Source organism: Amycolatopsis sp. DSM 110486 (assembly GCF_019468465.1).
In the GTDB taxonomy this organism is placed as follows: domain Bacteria; phylum Actinomycetota; class Actinomycetes; order Mycobacteriales; family Pseudonocardiaceae; genus Amycolatopsis.
Genome location: NZ_CP080519.1, coordinates 4,459,561 through 4,479,306, shown reverse-complemented (window position 1 = coordinate 4,479,306; position 19,746 = coordinate 4,459,561). Strand labels below are relative to the sequence as shown.

Sequence of the window (19,746 nt, the reverse complement as noted above, 5' to 3'; positions counted from 1 at the left end):
CGGGTCGGGAGCAGCCCGGCGTGCCCGACCCGCGGTCTCGGAGCGGCCGCCGGCACGGCGCTGCAGGCGATCATTCGCGATGAGCTGGACTGCCGGTTCACCCGCCGAACGCGCCGTGATCATCCCGAGCAGCCAGGGTGGCAGCGCTGTCGCAACCACCGCCGGAAGCCGGCGTGACCCGTGGGGCCGAGCCCCGCGGTACGTCCGGGCAGACAAATCCGGCATCGGCACTATTGCGTGTCCATCCGGCGAGATTGTCCGGGTTTCGTGAATTCCCCACCGCTAAAATCGGATCCGATCCTGGTCGCCGGCCCACGACGGAGTGCTCATGTTCGGGAACGAGACTGCTCGTCGCCCCACCGTGATTCTCGCCGTCGCGCTGGCCGCACTCACCGTCGGAGGCACTCAGGCCATGGCCGCATCCGAAAAGACCGCCACAGACACCGCCGGCACCGCGGGCCGCGCGTTCGGCCGGCTCGGGCCGCTCGCCGACCTCGTGGTCGAGCGCCTGCGGGTGAGTGACCGCGTGGCCGCGTCGAAGTTCGGCACGGACAAGCCCATCGACGACCCGGCGCGCGAGGAGCAGGAGCTCGCTGCGGTGCGCACGCGCGCGTTCGCGCTGGGCTTGGACCCCGAGCGCACGGCCGCGTTCTTCTCCGACCAGATCACCGCGAGCAAGGTCGTGCAGCGCGGGCTGTTCGACCGCTGGACCGCGCACCCCGAGCAGGCGCCCACCACCCGCCGGGACCTCACCGAGATCCGCGCCGAGCTGGACGAGCTGACCACGTCACTGCTGACCGAGCTGGTGGCCACGAACGACGTCCGCGACCACGGCGCGCCGTGCCGCGTGGACGTGCTCGAGGCGCAGATCTCGGCCGACGTCGTCGACCACCTCGACGAGCTGCACCGCACCGCGCTGCGCACGGCCCTGCAGTCGCTCTGCTGAGGCCCTGAACAAAAGCAGAAGGCCCGGTGCCCGCTCGAGCGGGCACCGGGCCTTCTGCTTGGACTTACTTCGACGGCGGCGGCGAGGCCGGGGCCGAGGAGGCGGGTGCCTTGGCCGCGGGCGGCGCCGGGGCCTTGTACGTGTCGAGGTCGGTGATCTTCCACGTGTCGCCCTGCAGCTGCGCGTCGACGTGCAGCTGGGCCGAGCCGGCGGTGGTCTGCTTGGTGTCGGCACGCGTGGAGGTCTGGTCCACGAACACCATCACGCGCGCGAGGTCGCCGTTGAGCATGATCACGGCGCTGCGCGTGACCTTGCAGGTCACCACCATCTTCTGCTGCGGCGCGAGGCGCTTCACCTCGCCCATGAGCGAGTTGTACTTGGCCTTGACGCTGTCGTTGGCGAGCAGGCCGTTGGCGGCGTCCTCGGTCTTCTTGATGTTGTTGAAGTCGTAAGAGAACAGGGCCTCCGTGGCCTTGGAGACCTGGTCCTTGACCTGCGCGGTCTTCGCGACGTCCAGCAGCGCGGTGTTGCTCGTGGAGTCGGAGGCGTCGTCGAAGCCGAGCTTGAAGAACACCGCGCCCGCGGCGAACACCAGGCCCACCACGAGCAGCACAACGGTCAGCACGACCGTGCGGTCCTGGCGCGGCTGCTGCCTCGCCCACGGCGGCGGCACGGCGGGCGCGCCGGCGGCCTCCTGCTCGGCCTCGTCGACGTCCACGGGCTTCGCGCGGCCCGAGTCCCGGCGCTTGCGGCGGGGAGCCGCGCGGACTGTCTCGTCAGTTTCCTCGGGAGTGTCGACGGCCTCCCCGGTGAGGGCGTCGACCTCGGCTTCGTCCTCGACCGGGGCCGCGGTGTCCACGTCGGCAGCGTCCTCGGGGTCCTCCGTGGCCAGCCCCCGCGACCGCGAGATCCCCGCGCTCTTCGGGAACCGGATCTCCTGGGTGACCTCGGACGGATCCGCGCTGGTCAGCGGGCCTGTTCGCGGCACCGGACGCGGGCGCGGCTTGGCCGCGGCGGGAGCCGGAGCAGGGGTCGGCAGCTCGTCGGTGGACGCAGGTGCGCCGTCCGCGCTCGACGGCTTGCGCAGCCCGGCGACCCTCGGCCGGCGGGCCGGCGGGGTGCTGCTGCGGGGCGGCTGGCGGCGGGAGGGGGGCACTAGGAGAACTCCGTTCTGCGGTGAAGCTACTGGCCGGAGGCGACGAGGGGGACGTTGTCGATGCCGGACAGCTTCCAGTCGTTCCCGACGCGGGTCATCGAGACCTCCAGGCGCAGCGCCTTCGCGGAGCTCTGCGCGCCCTGGGTGACGTCGGTGGTGATGGCGGCCAGGAAGCTGGCCTTGCCCTCGTGGTCGTCGAGTTCCTCGACCGCGATGTCCTGCACGGTCGTGGTGACCTTCGTCTTCGCGTCGGTCAGAGCCTTGCCGTAGGTGGGCTTCAGCTGGTCGATCTGCTTGGCCATGTCGTCGTCGGACACGGACTTCTGGCGGGCGAAGACGGCGTCGAGGTTCTGGTAGTCCACCTCGGTGTAGGCCTTCACGGCGTTGGCGCCCGCCTTCACGACGTCGTCACGGGACTGCGCCAGTGCCGCGTTCTCCCCCGTGCCCGCGACCCACCACATGATCCCGAAGACCACCGCGACCACGAAGGCGGCGAGCGCGAACGCCCCGGCGCCGAAGAGCCACACGCGCGGCGAGCCCGGCAGAGACCGCTTGGCCGGCGAAGCGGCACCGGTCGAAGCAGTCTCCGAAGCGGAAGCCGGGGCTTCCGGCGGCGACGAGGTCACCCCTTCCTCGGCGGCGGCCTGTTCGGAACTCATATCACTCCAGGGTAGGTAACGGTCATCGAATACACGCCCACGCTGCTCAGCCTGAGAGACCGAGCAGCGCTCCCAGGCTGTTCAACGAGACACCCGGGCTTCCGGCTACGCCCGGAACGGCGGCGTCGCGCATGTCCTGCAGTTCCTGGGCCGGACGGCCCGCGTTGGCATCCACATCGGACTGCGACGGCGCGACCGGGGCCCCGCCGTACGGCGCGTTCTGCGAGCCGCGGACGTTGATGGGGCTGCCCTTGGGCTCGGCACAGTACACATTGTCATCGGCCGGCCGCGGTGACGTGTCGGCACCCGTGCGGTACTGGCTGTAGGGCAGGTAGCCCTTCGTGCAGGCCGGCGGGTTGAACAGGTTCAGCACGAGCCCGAGGTGGGCGGTGCCGTCGCCCGGCGCCACGCTGGCGGCCGCGCCGGCCAGCGCCGGGTAGGTCACCAGGCCCTGCTCGATGCCGTCGAGACGGGTCACGGTGACGTTGGCCGTGGTCAGCAGGTTCGCCGTCAGCGCGCCCAGGCCCGGCCCGGTCTCGTTGACGACCTGGTCGATCTGCGCCGCGACCTGCGGCGTGATGCCGATCAGCTTGCGCAGGTCGCCGTCGGAGTTCTTCAGCGTGCCGGTGAGCTCGTTGAGGTTCTTGGAGAAGTCCGCGAAGTTCGACGCCTCGTGGTTCTGCGTGTCCAGCGCCTGGCCGCCGGCGTCGAGCAGCTGCACGGTCTGCGGCAGGTACTGCTGGGCCGTGGCCGTGAAGCTCTGCGCGGTGTCGAGCAGCTGCTGCAGGTCTGCGCCGGTGCCGCGGAACGCGTCGTAGGACTCGTCCACGACCGTCCGCAGCGAGTCGGTGGGCACGGAGGCCGCGAGCGAGTCGAGGTCCGAAAGCAGCCGGTCGGTGCTGACCGGCACGGTGGTCTTCGACGCCGGGATCACCGAACCGCCCGCGAGGTACGGGCCCTTGTCGTTCTTCGGCCGCAGGTCCACGTACTGCTCACCCACGGCCGAGCGGTTGGCGACCACGGCGTCGAGGTCCGCGGGCACCTGCGGCGCCGACGGGTCGATGTCGAGGTCGGCCTCCAGGCCGGTCTGCGTGAGCCGCAGCTGGCCGACGCGCCCGATGTTGAAGCCGCGGTAGGTCACCTCGGCGTTGGTGAAGATGCCGCCCGAATCGTTTAGCTGCAGCTTCACCGTGTAGCCGCTGTCGCCGAACACCGAGCCGAGGCCGGCGAAACGGACCAGGGCGTAGACGAGCGCCACGATCGAGATGATCACGAAGGCGACGAGCTGGAACTTCGTCTTGCGCAGCAACATCAGCCCGCACCTCCCGAGAGGATCCCGAAGAGCCCGGACAGCCCGCCCTGCGACGGCTGCCCGCCGCCCTGGCCACCACTGGAATTCGGCTTCGCGTTCGACCCCGACTGGCCCCCGAGCGGTAGCAGCGGCGGCTGGTCGCCCTGCGTGCCACCGGTAAGGCCCGGCACCGGCAGCAGGTTCGACAGCGGGTTGTCCCGGCTGCGGCCCAGGTTGTCGATGACGTCCTTGAGGTTCAGGTCGACCTTCGCGAAGAGGTTGAAGTAATCACCCTTCACGTCGTTGTAGGCCTGGTCGGTGAACGGGAAGGTCAGCAGGATCTGCAGTGCCTGCGGCAGGTCGTTGCCCGCCTCGCCGAGCTTCTGCAGCGTCGGCGTGAGGGCCTTGAGGTCGGCCACGAGGTCCGCCTTGCTCTTGTTCACCGTGTCGGTGGCGACGCCGGAGAGGTTGTTCAGCGCGTTGAGCATGGTCACGAGCTGGCCGCGCTGCTGCTCCAGCACGCCGATGCCGGGGCCGAGGTTGTCGACGGCGCCCACCAGCTTGTCCTTCTGGTCGTTCAGCGTCATCGACAGCCGGTCGAGCCCGTCGAGCGCGCGGGTGATGTTGCGCGACTGCTCGTCGAGGTTCGTCACGAGCTCGTTGGCGTTGTCCAGCAACGCCTTGATGTCGGGCTCCTTGCCCGCCGTCGCGTTGTTGAGCTCCTTGGTGATGGTGTTGAGCTGCTCGACGCCACCACCGTTGAGCAGCAGCGACAGCGCGCCGAGCACCTCTTCGACCTCGACGTCGCGGCCGGTGCGCGCGAGCGGGATCGTGGCGTTGTTCGCGAGCGTGCCCTGCGCCTGCCCGTCGCCGGGCGAGGAGAGCTCCACGTACTTCTCGCCGAGCAGGCTCGACTGCTTCACGTTGGCCAGCGCGTTGGCCGGCAGCTTCACGTCGCCGTTGATCTCCACGGTGATCTCGGCGTGCCAGCCGTCGGGGGTGAGCCCCACGGACTCGACCTGGCCGACGGGCACCTCGTTGACCTTCACACCGGCCTGCGGCACGAGGTCGAGGACGTCGGAGAACTGCACCTTGACCTTGTACGGGTGACTGCCGAGGTCGGCGCCACCGGGCAGCGGCACGTCGTAGATCCCGGTGAACCCGCAGCCGGACAGCACCAGCGCGGACACCGTGGTGACCACGCCGGCGGCGGTGAACCTCCTGAGGCGCTTCATGCTCAGCTCCCCGTCCCGTAGACCTGGCCCGCGAGCGGGAGCGGCAGTGGCGGCAGCTTGCCGTTGGACATGGCCTGCACCACCTGCGCCGTCGAGGGCAGCGGCACCGCGCCGTCGACCACGCCGGCGATCGAGCCGCACGTGTCACCGAGCAGCTTGAGCGCGTCGGGCGTCTGCTTGAGCAGGTTGCAGACCATCACCAGCGGCGGCTGCGTGAGCTCGTTGAGGTTCGGCCGCGCGTCGAGCGTGCCCGCGGAGCCGTTGTAGACGTTGACGAGGTTCGACAGCGCCACCGGCGCCACGTCGAGGATCTCCGACAACGCGCTGCGCTGGTCCACGAGCACCTTGGTGACGCTGGCCAGCTTGTCCACATTGGACTTGAGCCGGCCGCGGTTCTGCTCGATGAAGGTCTGCACCGACTGCAGCGTGGTGCTCAGCTGCTGCACGGTGGCGGCGAGGTCGTCCTTCTCCCCCGCCAGGTACCCGCTCACGTCGGCGAGCTGGCTCTCGAACTGGCGCACCTGGCCGTCGCTGTTGACCAGCGTCTGCGAGAACTGGCCGAGGTTCTGCACGGTCTGGAACAGGTCGTCCTTGTTGCCGGCGAGCGTGCCGGACGCCTGGCCGAGCTTGGCGATCGTGTCGTGCAGGGCCTGGCCGTTGCCGTCCACGTTCTTCGCGACGGTGTTGAGCAGGTCCGACAGCGAACCGTTCTTGTTGGCGCCGTTGGGGCCGAGCGTCTCGCTCACCTTCGCGAGGCTCGCGGCGAGCTGGTCGACCTCGAGCGGCACCTCGGTGCGGTTGAGCGGGATCACGGCGCCGTCGGAGATCTTCGGGCCGCCGGTGTACGCGGGCGCGAGCTGGATGTAGCGGTCGCTGACCAGCGACGGCGAGACGATCAGCGCCTTCGCGTCGGCAGGCACCGGCACCGAGCGGTCGTACTCGAAGTCCACGCGCACCTGGTTGCCCATGGGCTGGACCTTGGTGACCGTGCCGAGGTCGACGCCGAGCATCCGCACACTGTTGCCCTCGTAGAGGCCGACAGCGCCGGAGAAGTACGCGGTGAGGTGGTTGCGCCCCGCGTCCTTGAGCGTCCACCAGAGTCCGCCCGCGATGACGAGCGCGAGGACGACGGCGACGGACGCGCCGCGCAGGAGCGACTGGCCGAACCGGGTGTCACTCATTTCGTGTAGCACCCCTCTTGGTTGAGCGGGCCGATCGAGGGCGCCACCAGGCCGCAGATGTAGTTGTCGAACCAGTGCCCGGTGCCGATGGTGTTGGTGAACACGCGCACGAAGGGGGCGAACTTCGCGATGCCCTGCGCGAGCGAGTCCTGGTTGCGCTGCAGCATCGACGTCAGCTGGTCCAGCTGCGTGAGCACGGGGTCGAGCTGCTTGTCGTTGTCGTCGACGAGGCCCTGCAGCTGAGTGGCGAGCTCCTTGGAACCGTCGAGCAGCGCGGTGATGGCCTGCTCGCGCTTGGAGATCTCGTCGAGCAGCTGGTTGCCGTCGGTGATCAGCTTCTGCACCTCGGCGTCGCGGTCGACCAGCGTCTGCGACACCTCGCGGGTGTTGGCCAGCAGGTTCGACAGCTGCGAGTCGCGCGAGGCGATCGTGTCCGACAGCTTCGACAGGCCCGAGAGCGCGCCCTTCACGTCCTCGGGCGTGTTGGCGAAGGTCTGCGTGATGGTGTCGAAGCTCTGCGCGAGCTGGTCGGTGTTGATGTCGTCGACGGTCTGCGAGAGGCCGCGGAACGCATCGAGCACGTCGTAGGGCGACATCGTGCGGTCGCGCGGGATCGGCTGGCCCGGGTTGAGCGTGCCGACGCCCTGCGGGTCGAGCGACAGGTACTTCTGACCCAGCAGCGTCTTGATCTTGATCGCGGCCGAGGTCTTGTCGCCGAGCCAGGCGTCCTTGACCTTGAACGACACCTTCACGCTGGCGCCGTCGAGCTTGATCTCGGAGACCTTGCCGACCTTCACGCCGGCGATGCGCACGTCGTTGTCGGTCGTGAGCCCGGCGGCCTCGGAGAACTCGGCGCTGTAGGTCGTGCCGCCACCGATGACCGGCAGGTCGTCGGAGTTGAGCGCGGCGACGAAGCCGAGCACGAGCACCGCGAGCCCGACCAGTGCGATCGGGACGGGGTTGCGCTTCTGGAAGGATTTCATCCGCTGCACCTCTCCCGGTTGGACGGCAGCAGCGGCACGTCGATCGGTTCGTTGATCAGCGGCGGCAGGGCGACGTTGCCCTTGACCTCGCACGCGTAGAAGTTGAACCAGGAGCCGTAGTCGGCGGTGCGGGTCAGCGCGCTCACCTTCTGCGGCAGGAACTGGATGAAGTGCTCCAGCGTCGGCTCGTTCTTGTTGAGCTTGGTGGTCAGGTCGCCCAGCGCGCTGATGTCGTCCTTCAGCGGCTGGCGCGCGTCGCCGAGCAGGCCGGCGGTGGTCTGGGCCAGGTTGCCGAGGCTGTCGATCGCGTCGCCGATGGGCTTGCGGTCGGCGGCAAGGCCGGACACCAGCTGCTGCAGCTTCACGATCAGGTCGCTCAGCTGCGGCGTGTGCGCGTTGACCGTGTCGAGCACGGAGTTGAGGTTGTCGATGACCTCGCCGATCACCTTGTCCTTGTCGGCGATCGTGGTGGCCAGCGAAGCGGTGTGCGACAGCAGGCTCTCGACGGTGCCGCCCTCGCCCTGCAGGACCTGGATGACCTCGTACGAGAGCTTGTTGACGTCGTCGGGGTTCAGCGCGGTGAACAGCGGCTTGAACCCGTTGAACAGCTCGGTCAGGTCCAGCGCGGGTGTGGTGCGTTCGAGCGGGATCGAGCCGCCCGGGGGCAGCGTCTTGCCGGAGGTGTCGCTGCCCTCGCCGAGGGAGAGGTAGCGCTGGCCGACAAGGTTGCGGAACTTGATCTGCGCGGTGACACCCGCCGGCAGCTGCCGTCCGGCGTCGACCTCGAAGTCGACCTGCGCCTGGCGCTTGTCGACGATCTTCACGTCCTTCACCGTGCCCACGCGGACGCCGGCGATGCGGACGTCGTCACCGTTGAGCAGCAACGTCGCGTCGGTGAAGCGCGCGGAGTAGTCCTTGGTGCTGGTGGTGTTGATGTTCGCGATGCTGATGCCGAGCACGGCGGTGAACAGCACGGTGATCACCACGAAGATCGACAGTTTGATCAGCGGTGCGGCCAGTCCCCTCACTTCACCGTCACCTCCGCGCCCCGGTACAGCGGGCCGACGAGCAGCGAGCCCCAGCCGGGGAAGTCACCTTCCGGCATCCCGACCTGCGGGGACACGAGCTGGCCGAGGAATTCGTTCTCCGCGCCCGAGTACGCCGGGTCACCCCCGCTCGTGCCGCCGCCGAGGCCCGCGGCGTCGGCGAGGAAGTTGCCCGGGTTCACGCCGGTGCTGTGGGAATTGGGTGCCGTCGTGTGGGTCGTGCCGTCCTTGAACGCGCCGTCCGGCGGCGCCTGAGGAAACGGGTTCGGCAGGTTCTTGAGGTCGTAGCAGCGCGGGCCGCGCTTGTCCTCGAACCGCGGCTCGTCCTGACCCGCCTTGTAGGGACCGCGGTTCACGACCACCTCGATCGTCGCATGCAGGCCGGGCTGGTTCGTGCCCTTGCCCAGCGCCTTGTCGACGACCGGCACGAGCTTCGACATCTGCCCGATCACGCACGGGTACTCCGGCGCGTACTTGGCGAGCAGCTCGGCCGTGGGCCGCGCGGTGTCGGCGAGGCTGATGATGTTCTGGGAGTTGGCTTCCAGGAACGACTGCAGATCCTGCGAAGCCGCGGTCAGGTTGCTGTAGAGGCTCGCGAGGTTCTGCTGCTCGTCCACCACGGTGCGGGTGGTCGTGCTCAGGTTGTCGAGGCTCTGCACCAGGTCCGGCGCCGACGCGCTCAGGTTGTCGGAGAAGTCCGCCAGCGCCTTGAGGTTGTGCTGCAGCTGCGGCTCGTGCGGGTTCAGCTTGCCGATGTAGTCGCCCAGCTGCGAGAGCGTCTCGCCGAGCGGCTTGCCCCGGCCCTGCAGCGCGGTGGAGATCGCGGTGAGCGTGCTCGAAAGCTTCTGCGGCTGCACCGCCTGCAGCACCGGCATCAGGTGCTCCAGCGCCTGCTCCAGCTCGATCGCGCCCGAGGTGCGGTCCTGCGGGATCACGTCGCCGTCGGTGAGCGTCTTGGCCGACGGGTTCTTCGGAATCTCGAGCGAGACGTAGCGCTCGCCGAAGAGCGTCTTGGGCAGGAAGCGCGCCGAGACGTTCTCCGGGATCAGCTTCACGTAGTCGGGCTGGAGGTCCAGCGTGAGCTCGGCCCCGTCGGCGGTGGCCGCGATGGTCTTGACCGACCCCACGATCAGGCCGCGCACCTTCACGTCCGATTGCTCCAGCAGCTGGTTGCCGATGCTGTCGGCCTCGAGCTTCACCGTGACGAACTTCGTGAACGCCTTGTTGTACAAGGCGATGCTCAGGGCCACACCTCCCACGAGCAGCGCCACGAGCAGCAGGCCCAAGAGCCTGCGCCGTAGTGTGATCATCCCGCAATCCTCACCGTGACGTCGGTTCCCCAGATGGCGAAACCGATGAAGAAGTTCACGATCGAAACCGTGACGATGGAAAGGCGAACCGCGCGGCCCACGGCCACGCCCACGCCGGCCGGCCCACCGGAGGCGCGGTAGCCGAAGTAGCAGTGCGAAAGAATGATCAAGATGCTGAAGATGAGCACCTTGATGAACGAGTACAGAACGTCTTGCGGTGGTAGGAAAAGGTCGAAGTAGTGGTCGTAGGTACCCGCTGACTGGCCGTAGATGTAGATGACCACCAGGCGTGAGGCGAGGTAAGAGCTCAGCAGGCCGATGATGTAGAGCGGGATCACGGCCACGAACCCGGCGATGATCCGCGTGGTCACCAGGTACGGCAGGCTCGGCACGCCCATGACTTCCAGCGCGTCGATCTCTTCGGAGATCCGCATGGCGCCGAGCTGCGCGGTGAAGCCGGCGCCGACCGTGGCGCTCAAGGCAAGGCCGGCGACCAGCGGGGCGATCTCGCGGGTGTTGAAGAACGCGGTGAGGAAGCCGGTGAACGCCGAGGTGCCGATGGAGTTCAGGGCCGAGTAGCCCTGCAGGCCCACGAGGACACCGGTGAAGAGCGTCAGGCCGACCATCACGCCGACCGTGCCGCCGATGACCGCGAGCGAGCCGGACCCGAAGCTCACCTCGGCGAGCAGGCGAAGGACTTCCTTCATGTAGCGGCGCAGCGTGCGTGGTGTCCACAGAAGCGCGCGGCCGTAGAAGGACATCTGGTCGCCCAGGGTGTCCAGGGTCTCCAGTGGACGGTGGGCGACGCGCTTGGCACCCGAGATGAACGTCATGTCAGTCCAGCTTTCCGGGCACGATCTGCAGGTAGATCAGCGTGATCACGAAGTTCACGACGAAGAGCAGCAGGAACGTAATGACCACCGACTGGTTCACCGCGTCGCCCACGCCCTTCGGGCCGCCGCTGGGGTGCAGGCCTCGATAGGCCGCCACGACCGCGGCGATGAAGCCGAAGATCAGGGCCTTGAGCTCACCGACCCAGAGGTCGGGCAGCTGCGCCAGCGCGGAGAAGCTCGCCAGGTAGGCGCCGGGCGTGCCGCCCTGGAGCACGACGTTGAAGAAGTAACCGCCGAGCACGCCGATGACGCTGACCATGCCGTTGAGCAAAAGCGCGACGAGCATCATCGCGAGCGTGCGCGGCACGATCAGGCGCTGGACCGCGGAGACGCCCAGCACCTCCATCGCGTCGATCTCCTCGCGGATGGTGCGAGCGCCGATATCGGCACAGACCGCGCTGCCGCCCGCGCCGGCCACCAGCAGCGCCGTGACGAGCGGGCTGGCCTGCTGCACCGTGGCGAGCACGGAACCGGCGCCGGTGTAGGACTGCGCGCCGAGCTGACGCGCGAGCGCGCCGAACTGCAGCGAGATGACCGCGCCGAACGGGATCGCGACAAGCGCCGTCGGCAGAATCGTGACGCTGGCGACGAACCAGGCCTGCTGGATGAACTCCCGCAGCTGGAACGGGCGCTGGAACATGCCGCGGATGATGTCGAGACCGAGGGCGAACAGGTTCCCGGTCTCGCGGAGCATGCCGTGCCCGGGGATTTTCCTCGCCGGTGCTGCGTTCGAGCTCACGCGCCACCCGGCCCGTTGCCGCCGGGACCGGAGTAGCCGCCGCCTGGCCCTCGCGGGCCGGAGCCGCCGGGGATCCGGGCGACTTGGTCGGCGGGCAGCTGGCCCTGGTGCTGGTTCGCCACGGGGCCACGGTCGGAGATCTGGGGGATCTGCTGCGTGTCCTCGGGGCCCGGGCGACGGGCCGGCGCGTGGGCGGCGTGCACGTTCGCTTGGACGTTGTAGTGCCGCTGCTCCTCCGGGCTCAGGGATTCGATGATGCCCTCCTGCGCGGCCGGCGGGAGCGTGTGGAGGATCCGCATCACGCGGTCCATCCGGCGGCGGGCGCCCGCGCGCTCCGGCAGGCCGGGGCTGGGCTGCATCTGCGGGACGACGCCGCGGATGTCCTCGTCGGGCGAGCCGTCGGAGTGCCCCGCGGCGGCTTCGGCCTCCTCGCGCGCCATCGTGGCGGTGTCCTTCTCCTCGGACATGCCGATGGGACCGCGCTTGCGGCCGTTGAGGAACTGCTCGACCACGGGCTCGTCGCTCGTGAGCAGCACCTCGCGGGGGCCGAACATCACGAGCTCCTTGCGGAACAGCATGCCCAGGTTGTCGGGCACCGTGCGCGCGAGGTTGATGTTGTGGGAGACGATGAGGATCGTCGCGTCGATCTGCGTGTTGAGGTCGATGAGCAGCTGCGAGATGTACGCGGTGCGCACGGGGTCCAGACCGGAGTCCGGCTCGTCGACCAGGATGATCTGCGGGTCGAGCACCAGCGCCCGCGCGAGGCCGGCGCGCTTGCGCATACCGCCGGAGATCTCGCCGGGCAGCTTCTTGTCCGCGCCGGCCAGACCCGTCATCTCCAGCTTTTCCTGGACGATGCGGCGGATCTCGGACTCGGACTTCTTGGTGTGCTCCCGCAGCGGGAAGGCGACGTTGTCGTAGAGGTTCATCGACCCGAACAGCGCGCCGTCCTGAAACAGGACGCCGAAGAGCTTCCGGATCTCGTAGAGCTTGTGCTCGGAGCACGTGACGATGTCCACGCCGTTGATCACGCAGCGGCCCTTGTCGGGCTTCAGCAGGCCGATCATGGACTTGAGGAACACCGACTTGCCGGTTCCCGACGGGCCGAGCATCGCGGACACCTCACCCGGGGGCAGCGTCAGCGTCACGTCCCGCCAGATGGTCTGCCTTCCGAAGGACTTCGTCAGACCTTCGATGACCACCTCGGCGCCCATCACACCTCCAGGAGCTGTTCCGCGTCGTCGCGCACCGCCGCCCCGCCGCGACTGGCAGCGGAGCCCGCGCCGATGCGCGCCGCGATCTCCGCGTCAACCAGGTGCAACGAGCTGAGTGCGAACAGGTTACTCACCAGTTTTCCGGCCTGGCGAGGCCGGTGAGCACCTCACCCGTTCGTGGCCTTGTCCGGTGACCGCTGGCAGCACGGTAGTGCACGTCACCCAGTGGCGCAGATCCAGATGGCCCAACGATCGGGTTACGGCTGGTCCGACCGGGCGAATCGGACACGAGCGGTGATCAGTCGGTCGCCGGGCCGGCGAACGAGAAAGGGGCGGGCATCCGAGTGGATGCCCGCCCCTTCACGAGGTGGTGCGGTAGGCGCTTGCGCGCCCGGGATCACTTGATGGTGATCTTGGCGCCGGCGGCCTCGAGCTTCTCCTTGGCGGCCGCAGCGGCCTCCTTGTCGACCTTCTCCAGGAGGGCCTTGGGAGCGGCCTCGACCAGCTCCTTGGCCTCCTTCAGGCCCAGACCGGAGACGACCTCGCGGACGACCTTGATGACCTGGATCTTCTTGTCACCGGCGGACTCGAGGACGACGTCGAACTCGTCCTGCTCCTCGGCTGCGGCCGGGGCGGCGCCGACCGGGCCGGCGGCGACGACGGCGGCCGGGGCGGCGGCGGTGACGTCGAAGGTGGTCTCGAACTCCTTCACGAAGTCCGACAGCTCAAGAAGGGTGAGCTCCTTGAAAGCGTCGATCAGCTCGGCGGTGCTCAGCTTCGCCATGATGGCTTCCTCTCAGAAAAAACGAACGAACTCGACGTTCGGGGTGGGGGTGGATCAGCTCTCGGCGGGTGCTTCGGCTGCTTCGGTACCGGTGGCGTTGCGCTGCTTCTCCTCCAGCGCGGCAGCCAGGCGGGCGACCTGGGACGCCGGCGCCTGGAACAGCGCGGCGGCCTGGGACAGCTTCGCCTTGAACGCGCCCGCTGCCTTGGAGAGCAGGACCTCACGGCTGTCGAGATCGGCGATCCTCGCGATCTCGTCCACGGACAGCGCTTTGCCGTCCATGTAGCCGCCCTTGATGACAAGCGCGTTGTTGTCCTTCGCGAAGTCGCGAAGCGCCTTCGCGGCGTCGACCGGCTCACCTTCGACGAAGGCGATCGCGGTGGCACCGACGAACAGGTCGTCCAGACCCTGGACACCGGCGTCCTCGGCGGCACGCTTCACGAGGGTGTTCTTCGCGACCCGGTACTTGGCACTGGTGCCGAGAGCGCGGCGCAGCTGAGACAGCTGGGACACGGAGAGGCCGGTGTACTGGGTAACGACTGTGGCCGAGCTGCTGCGGAAGCTCTCCGCGATCTCGGCGACGGCCGCCACCTTGTCGGGCTTCGCCATGGTCGCCTCCTCTCTTGGCTAGTGGATTCCACTGGTCCTTCGAGAGCCCTCTGAGACGAAAAAACGCCCACGCGCAGTCAGCACGGGGCGTTACACGGCGATTTCCCCTGAGGGAGAGCCGAACCTCGTTCCTCCTGCGCGGGCCGCCCGCTCATCTCGCGGGACCTTCGTTCCGAGCGCCGTGGAGCACTCGGAAAACCAGCGGTCTTCGGTAGAACCGTCGACAACTATACGTGAAGGGTTTCCGGCCTTTCGCCCACCCCCCTGCCTGACCAGCGACAAGCCGCCCGGACTCGGGGATTCGCCGGCGAGCGGGCATCATTGGTGACGTGGCGGAGCAGCGTGATCACGGACAGCCGGACAACCCCACCGGCCCCGGCCCCCGACCTGCCGACGGCACGCAACCGGTTCCGGGCGGGTTGCCGCAGCCATCGGGGCAGTCTGGTTCTGGGCAGTCGGGTTCTGGGCAGTGGCCGGGTGCGGAGCAGCCTCCGGTGGCTGGGGTTCCGCAGTTGCCGTCGAGTTCACCGGCCGCCACGGAGTCCTCGCACCTTCCTGCGTTGCCCCAGCCGTCCCAGCCCGCTTCGGGCGAACCACCGCTGGATGCCGCGCAGCTGGAACAGTTCCGCCAGTTCCAGCAGTTCCAGGACTACCTCCGCTTCACCCAAGCCCAGCAAGGCAACCAACCGGCACCAACACCCGACGCCGGCCTGGTCCCCGCGGGCTCCCGCCAGCCGCAGACTCAGCCGGGCCGGCAGCCACCCGTACCTCCGGGGCCGCCGGGAGCGCTGGCGCCGTACGAGGAACCCCGCCGTCGCCGCCCGGTCCCCCGCTGGCTCAAGCGCCTCGGCGGGAAGATCCTGGGGTGGGTGATCGTGCTGGTGATCCTCGGTATCGCCGCCACGTGGGCCTACCGCCACTACTTCCCCAGCGACGACGGCAAGTCCTCCGCCCAGATCGCGGCCGAGGGCGGCGGGACCTACCACACGAACCACATCTTCTCGACGAACCCGTACGAGGCCGTCCGCTTCGTCTTCCACAACATCGCGCAGGGCCGGGTCGAAGACGCGTGCGGCCGGTTCGACGAGCCCGTCCAGACCAAGTTCGCCCAGGACGTCGGCCAGCCCGACTGCAAGGTGGCGGTCGAGAAGCTGCACGCGCAGGTCACCAACCAGAACGACTACGCCGAATCGCTGCCCTCGTACGTCTCCGGCGCCCCGCCCGCAGGCGTGGTGACCATCGACTCCTGCGACTACACCATCGCCGGCGGCCCGGCACTCGGCGTGTTCACCGTGTCCCAAGTGGACAAGGGTCAGTGGCTGATCACGGGCCACTCGCCGGGTCCGGAGAAGTGCGGGCCCCCGTCAGCCTCGAACTCCACTCCTCCAACGACCTGACCAGGTCAGGCAGCCGCGCAGCGACCACTTCGGACGGTGCGGCCAGCGCCGCGGCCGCCACCACGCGCCCCGACTCCGTGACGGGCACGGCCACCGCGGCCATCGTCTCCATGGCGTGCCCGGAGTCGACCACGGCGTAGCCCTGCGCACGGATCTCCGCCGCCTCCGCGAGGAGATCGACGCCCGCGCGGGTGTCGGGCTCCTGCGCCACCACCGCACGGCGGTCGGCCTCCGGTAGCGAAGCGAGCAACACGCGCCGAGCCGACGTACGCGGGAGCGCGGAGCGAAGGGACCGGGAGAACGCGTAGTCGAACGGCTCGTCCGTGCCGGCCCAGTCGACGTACACCGCGTTGTCGCCGACCTGCACCGCGAGCAGTGCCGCGCACCCGGCGGCCGCGCTCAGCTCGGACTGCAACGCCCAGGGCTTCCGCACCGACTCCGACCGCGCCGGACTCGCGGCCTACGACGAGATCGTGCAGGCGTCCTCCGGCATGGCCGACCTGATGCGCCGCGCGACCGACAAGCCCACCTACGCGCCGACGATCCTCGCCGACAAGCTGTGCGCGCTCACCATCGTCTACTCCGTGCTCGCCGCCGTGGTGCACCAGCGCACGACCAGCCGCGGCCAGCGCGTGGAGGTGCCGATGGCCGACACGATGCTGGCGTTCAACCTCGTCGAGCACCTCGCCGGCCACACGTTCGAGCCTGCGATCGGCCCGATGGGCTTCAACCGGTCGATGACCGAGGGCCACCAGGCCGTGCGGACGGCCGACGGCTGGGCCTGCGTCCTGCCCTACACCGAGAAGAACATCGCCGACTTCTTCCGCGCCGCCGGCCGCGAAGACCTCGCCACTGACCCGCGGTTCGGCGACCCCGCCAGCCGCGCGAAGCACTACGGCGAGCTGTACGACGAGATCGGCAAGCTCTCCGTCGAGAAGACCACAGTGCAGTGGCAGAAGATCTGCGCCGAGCTGTCCATCCCGTTCGCGCCGGTGCTGGAGCTGGAAGACGCGGAGACCGACCCGTACCACACGGGCAGCGGCCTCGTCTCGCTCGCCGAGCACCCGACGGAGGGCACGTACCGCCAGGTCGGGCCGCCGATGATCCTCTCGGATACGCCGCCGTCAGTGCGCCGCCACACGCCCGCGCGCGGTGAGCACACGAGCGAGCTGCTCGCTGAGCTCGGTTACGCCGGCGAGGAGATCGCGAACCTCGTCTCCCCCGTGTCCGCGTAGGCGAAGAAGTCGGCCAGTGCCAGGGCGAACGCGGGGTCCGCGACGGCCGTCATGTGGTCGCCCGGGACGCGCACGAGGCGGGCGCCCGCGATGCCGATGGCGAGGCGCTCAGGCTGGGCCGCGAGCTGGTCGCGTTCGCCGGCGAGGATCAGCGTGGGGACGGTGATCTCGGTCAGGGGGATGGACGTGCGGCGTGAGGCGCGCAGGACGGCGGCCAGGGCGTCGACGTCGCCGCCCGTGCGGCGGGCGAGGCGGCGGAAGGGGCGGACCTGGGCGGGGACGTCGGCGTGGTCGTCGGCGAGGAGGCCGTCGGCGAGCTGTTCCGGCTCGACCACGCGCGTGTCGACGCCGCCGAAGTCGATGATGCCCGCGCCGATGCCGCCGGTGGCCAGGCAGCGCACGCGTTTGTCCTTGGTGGCCACGATGAGGGCGACGATCGCGCCCATCGAGTAGCCGGCGAGGGAGACCTCGTCGAGGCCCAGCTCGTCGAGCAGGGCGGACACGTCGCGGGCCATCACGTCCTGGCCGTAGCAGGCCGGGTCGTGCGGTTTGTCCGACGCGCCGTGGCCGCGGGCGTCGAGGCCGATCACGGTGAACCCGGCTTCGACCAGGGTGCGCACGACACCGGTGCCGACCCAGTTCACCTGCGCGTCGGCGGCGAAGCCGTGCTGGAGCACGACGGGGCGACGGTGCCGGCCGTCGCCCTCCCACACCGTGTAGCTCAGGCGGAGCCCGTCGGGAGCGGTGAACGTCGTCGTCGGCATAGTGTCCATGAGACACGAAAAAAGGGCGGCCACGCACATTGCGTGACCGCCCTTTCGCGTGATGTGCGACTCAGACGGCCGCGTCCTCGCTGAGGAGGTTGCGCGTCCGCAGCGGGTCGACCGGGATGCCCGGGCCCATCGTGGTGGTGAAGGTGATCTTCTTGACGTAGCGGCCCTTCGCCGACGACGGCTTGGCCCGCAGGATCTCGTCCAGCGCGGCCGCGTAGTTCTCCACCAGCTTCTCGGTGTCGAACGACGCCTTGCCGATCACGAGGTGCAGGTTGGCCTGCTTGTCGACGCGGAAGTTGATCTTACCGCCCTTGATGTCCTGCACGGCCTTCGTGACCGCGGGGGTCACCGTGCCGGTCTTCGGGTTCGGCATCAGGCCACGCGGGCCGAGGATGCGGGCGATGCGGCCCACCTTGGCCATCTGGTCCGGCGTCGCGATGGCGGCGTCGAAGTCGAGCCAGCCACCCTGGATGCGCTCGATCAGCTCGTCCGTGCCGACCGCGTCCGCACCGGCGGCCTCGGCCTCGGCGGCCTTGTCGCCGACGGCGAAAACGATGACGCGAGCGGTCTTACCGGTACCGTGCGGCAGGTTCACGGTGCCGCGGACCATCTGGTCGGCCTTGCGCGGGTCGACACCGAGACGCATCGCGACCTCGACGGTCGCGTCCATCTTGGTCTTGGAGGTCTCCTTCGCCAGCTTCGCGGCCTCGAGCGGAGCGTAGAGACGCTCCTTGTCGATCAGCTCGGCAGCCTGGCGGTAGGCCTTGCTGTGCTTGGTCATGCTTCTGTCCTTACTTAGTCAAAACGGATCAGTGTGGTGACGAGCCAGCACTGGCTCTCCCACGGTGTTGCTTGAGGAGCTTCAGCCCTCGACCGTGATGCCCATGGAGCGGGCGGTACCGGCGATGATCTTCGCCGCCTGGTCGATGTCGTGGGCGTTGAGGTCGGACTCCTTGGTCTTGGCGATCTCGCGGACCTGGTCCCAGGTGACCTTGGCGACCTTGGTCTTGTGCGGCTCGCCGGAGCCCTTCTCCACGCCCGCGGCCTTGAGCAGCAGCCTGGCGGCCGGCGGCGTCTTCAGCTTGAAGTCGAACGACCGGTCTTCGTACACGGAGATCTCGACCGGGACGACGTCCCCGCGCTGCGACTCGGTCGCGGCGTTGTAGGCCTTGCAGAACTCCATGATGTTGACGCCGTGCTGGCCCAGCGCCGGGCCGACCGGCGGCGCGGGGTTGGCCGCACCGGCCTTGATCTGCAGCTTGATGATCGCCGCAAGCTTCTTCTTCTTGGGTGGCATTACCTTGTGTCCTTCTTACTGACGTGAGTCCCCCGCACACCTGCCAGTACGCGGGGACTGCCGGTCGGTATTCCCGACCGTCAGATCTTGGAGACCTGGGTGAACGAGAGCTCGACCGGGGTCTCCCGGCCGAAGATCGACACCAGGACCTTCAGCTTCTGTCCGTCGACGTTGACCTCGGAGATCGTCGCGGGCAGCGTGGCGAACGGGCCGTCCATGACGGTGACCGACTCGCCGATCTCGAAGTCGACCTCGACAGCGCCGCCACCGGACGGCGTCGACGCCGCGGCGGCCTCGCCCTTGCCGGCCTTTGCCGGGGCTTCCTTCTCGACCTGCGGCGCGAGGAACTTCAGCACCTCGTCCACGGTGAGCGGCGACGGGCGCGAGGTCGCGCCGACGAACCCGGTGACACCCGGCGTGTTGCGCACCGCGCTCCACGAGGCGTCGTTCAGATCCATCCGGACCAGGATGTAGCCGGGCAGCACCTTGCGCTGCACCTGCTTGCGCTGGCCGTTCTTGATCTCGGTGACCTCTTCGGTCGGAACCTCGATCTGGAAGATGTAGTCCTCGACGTCCAGCGTCGTGGTACGGGTCTCGAGGTTCGTCTTGACCTTGTTCTCGTACCCGGCGTAGCTGTGCACGACGTACCACTCGCCCGGCGCGGCCATCAGCTCGGCGCGCAGCGTGGCGACGGGGTCGTCGGACTCGGCGGCCGGCTCGGACTCGGCGGCTTCGTCGGCCACGGCGTCGGCCACGCTGTCGTCAGCCTCGGTGTCGTCAGCCGTGTCGGCGTCGTCAGCCTCGGTGTCGGCTTCGTCGTCGGCGCTCTCGTCAGCGCTGTCTTCGACGGCTGCGTCGACCTCTTCGCCGGCGTCGGGCACCTCGACGGGCTCGAGGTGAGCGGACTCCTCGTCGCCGAGTGCCGCGTGCACCTGCTCGTCGGAAAGCTCGGTCAGGTCGCGACCGGCCTCTGTGCCGTTGTCGGAGGTCACGTTCCG

22 protein-coding genes are annotated in these 19,746 nt (G+C 68.9%); 3 read left to right on the top strand and 19 right to left on the bottom strand.

Annotated features, from left to right (window positions below; all coding sequences use genetic code 11):
- Positions 1–328: 328 nt before the first annotated feature.
- On the top strand, positions 329–946 hold the full coding sequence (gene aroQ / locus K1T34_RS21820; RefSeq protein WP_220246066.1) for a gamma subclass chorismate mutase AroQ: 618 nt from the start codon (positions 329–331) through the stop codon (positions 944–946).
- A 64-nt stretch (positions 947–1,010) separates the two neighbouring features.
- Here the strand turns inward: aroQ and K1T34_RS21815 are convergent, their stop codons facing one another.
- The 14 genes from K1T34_RS21815 to rplJ form a co-directional block, all read right to left on the bottom strand.
- The gene (locus K1T34_RS21815) at positions 1,011–2,102 is read right to left on the bottom strand and encodes a hypothetical protein (RefSeq protein WP_255638636.1); all 1,092 of its coding nucleotides are present in this window, start codon (positions 2,100–2,102) and stop codon (positions 1,011–1,013) included.
- Positions 2,103–2,128: 26 nt separating this feature from the next.
- On the bottom strand, positions 2,129–2,761 hold the full coding sequence (locus K1T34_RS21810) for a hypothetical protein (RefSeq protein ID WP_255638635.1): 633 nt from the start codon (positions 2,759–2,761) through the stop codon (positions 2,129–2,131).
- 46 nt (positions 2,762–2,807) lie between these two features.
- Positions 2,808–4,073 (bottom strand): MCE family protein, encoded by a 1,266-nt coding sequence (locus tag K1T34_RS21805; RefSeq protein WP_220246065.1) that lies wholly within the window; start codon positions 4,071–4,073, stop codon positions 2,808–2,810.
- The gene (locus K1T34_RS21800) at positions 4,073–5,287 is read right to left on the bottom strand and encodes an MCE family protein (RefSeq protein ID WP_220246064.1); all 1,215 of its coding nucleotides are present in this window, start codon (positions 5,285–5,287) and stop codon (positions 4,073–4,075) included. Before K1T34_RS21800 ends, K1T34_RS21805 begins: the two co-directional genes overlap by 1 nt.
- Positions 5,288–5,289: 2 nt before the next feature.
- Positions 5,290–6,468, bottom strand: a complete 1,179-nt coding sequence (locus K1T34_RS21795; protein WP_220246063.1) for an MCE family protein — start codon at positions 6,466–6,468, stop codon at positions 5,290–5,292.
- Positions 6,465–7,451 (bottom strand): MCE family protein, encoded by a 987-nt coding sequence (locus K1T34_RS21790; RefSeq protein WP_220246062.1) that lies wholly within the window; start codon positions 7,449–7,451, stop codon positions 6,465–6,467. The genes K1T34_RS21795 and K1T34_RS21790 overlap by 4 nt, the downstream gene beginning before the upstream one ends.
- A complete protein-coding gene (locus K1T34_RS21785; protein WP_220246061.1) occupies positions 7,448–8,479 on the bottom strand; it encodes an MCE family protein in 1,032 nt (343 codons plus the stop codon). Before K1T34_RS21785 ends, K1T34_RS21790 begins: the two co-directional genes overlap by 4 nt.
- On the bottom strand, positions 8,476–9,807 hold the full coding sequence (locus K1T34_RS21780) for an MCE family protein (protein ID WP_220246060.1): 1,332 nt from the start codon (positions 9,805–9,807) through the stop codon (positions 8,476–8,478). Before K1T34_RS21780 ends, K1T34_RS21785 begins: the two co-directional genes overlap by 4 nt.
- Entirely contained in the window at positions 9,804–10,640 is an 837-nt protein-coding gene (locus K1T34_RS21775; protein WP_220246059.1) for an ABC transporter permease, read from the bottom strand. The genes K1T34_RS21780 and K1T34_RS21775 overlap by 4 nt, the downstream gene beginning before the upstream one ends.
- 1 nt (position 10,641) lies before the next feature.
- Complete coding sequence (locus K1T34_RS21770; RefSeq protein ID WP_220247334.1) at positions 10,642–11,394, bottom strand: ABC transporter permease; 753 nt, start codon at positions 11,392–11,394, stop codon at positions 10,642–10,644.
- Positions 11,395–11,435: 41 nt separating this feature from the next.
- Positions 11,436–12,653, bottom strand: coding sequence for an ABC transporter ATP-binding protein (locus K1T34_RS21765; protein WP_220246058.1), 1,218 nt, complete (start codon positions 12,651–12,653; stop codon positions 11,436–11,438).
- Positions 12,653–12,787 carry a hypothetical protein gene (locus K1T34_RS53425; RefSeq protein WP_255638634.1) on the bottom strand — a complete coding sequence of 45 codons (135 nt, stop codon included), beginning with the start codon at positions 12,785–12,787 and terminating at the stop codon, positions 12,653–12,655. Before K1T34_RS53425 ends, K1T34_RS21765 begins: the two co-directional genes overlap by 1 nt.
- A 263-nt stretch (positions 12,788–13,050) precedes the next feature.
- On the bottom strand, positions 13,051–13,437 hold the full coding sequence (rplL, locus tag K1T34_RS21760) for a 50S ribosomal protein L7/L12 (protein ID WP_220246057.1): 387 nt from the start codon (positions 13,435–13,437) through the stop codon (positions 13,051–13,053).
- A 54-nt stretch (positions 13,438–13,491) separates the two neighbouring features.
- Positions 13,492–14,046: a 50S ribosomal protein L10 gene (gene rplJ, locus K1T34_RS21755; protein WP_220246056.1), complete on the bottom strand. Its 555-nt coding sequence runs from the start codon at positions 14,044–14,046 to the stop codon at positions 13,492–13,494.
- Between the two features lie 560 nt (positions 14,047–14,606).
- Here rplJ and K1T34_RS21750 point away from each other — a divergent pair.
- Positions 14,607–15,443 (top strand): hypothetical protein, encoded by an 837-nt coding sequence (locus tag K1T34_RS21750; RefSeq protein WP_220246055.1) that lies wholly within the window; start codon positions 14,607–14,609, stop codon positions 15,441–15,443.
- On the opposite strand, the gene K1T34_RS21745 is transcribed toward K1T34_RS21750, so the two are convergent.
- Positions 15,370–15,876 carry an IclR family transcriptional regulator C-terminal domain-containing protein gene (locus K1T34_RS21745; protein ID WP_255638633.1) on the bottom strand — a complete coding sequence of 169 codons (507 nt, stop codon included), beginning with the start codon at positions 15,874–15,876 and terminating at the stop codon, positions 15,370–15,372. The two genes, K1T34_RS21750 and K1T34_RS21745, sit on opposite strands and share 74 nt — an antisense overlap.
- On the opposite strand from K1T34_RS21745, the gene K1T34_RS21740 reads away from it, so the two are divergent.
- Positions 15,767–16,678 carry a CaiB/BaiF CoA-transferase family protein gene (locus K1T34_RS21740; RefSeq protein WP_220246053.1) on the top strand — a complete coding sequence of 304 codons (912 nt, stop codon included), beginning with the start codon at positions 15,767–15,769 and terminating at the stop codon, positions 16,676–16,678. The two genes, K1T34_RS21745 and K1T34_RS21740, sit on opposite strands and share 110 nt — an antisense overlap.
- Here K1T34_RS21740 and K1T34_RS21735 read toward each other — a convergent pair.
- The 4 genes from K1T34_RS21735 to nusG all read right to left on the bottom strand — a co-directional run bounded on the left by K1T34_RS21735 (position 16,630) and on the right by nusG (position 19,740).
- The gene (locus K1T34_RS21735; RefSeq protein ID WP_220246052.1) at positions 16,630–17,442 is read right to left on the bottom strand and encodes an alpha/beta fold hydrolase; all 813 of its coding nucleotides are present in this window, start codon (positions 17,440–17,442) and stop codon (positions 16,630–16,632) included. The genes K1T34_RS21740 and K1T34_RS21735 overlap by 49 nt on opposite strands.
- Positions 17,443–17,512: 70 nt before the next feature.
- Positions 17,513–18,232 (bottom strand): 50S ribosomal protein L1, encoded by a 720-nt coding sequence (rplA, locus tag K1T34_RS21730; protein WP_220246051.1) that lies wholly within the window; start codon positions 18,230–18,232, stop codon positions 17,513–17,515.
- 81 nt (positions 18,233–18,313) lie between these two features.
- Positions 18,314–18,748 (bottom strand): 50S ribosomal protein L11, encoded by a 435-nt coding sequence (gene rplK, locus K1T34_RS21725; RefSeq protein WP_220246050.1) that lies wholly within the window; start codon positions 18,746–18,748, stop codon positions 18,314–18,316.
- 80 nt (positions 18,749–18,828) lie between these two features.
- Positions 18,829–19,740 carry a transcription termination/antitermination protein NusG gene (nusG, locus tag K1T34_RS21720; RefSeq protein WP_220246049.1) on the bottom strand — a complete coding sequence of 304 codons (912 nt, stop codon included), beginning with the start codon at positions 19,738–19,740 and terminating at the stop codon, positions 18,829–18,831.
- Between the last annotated feature and the right edge of the window lie 6 nt (positions 19,741–19,746).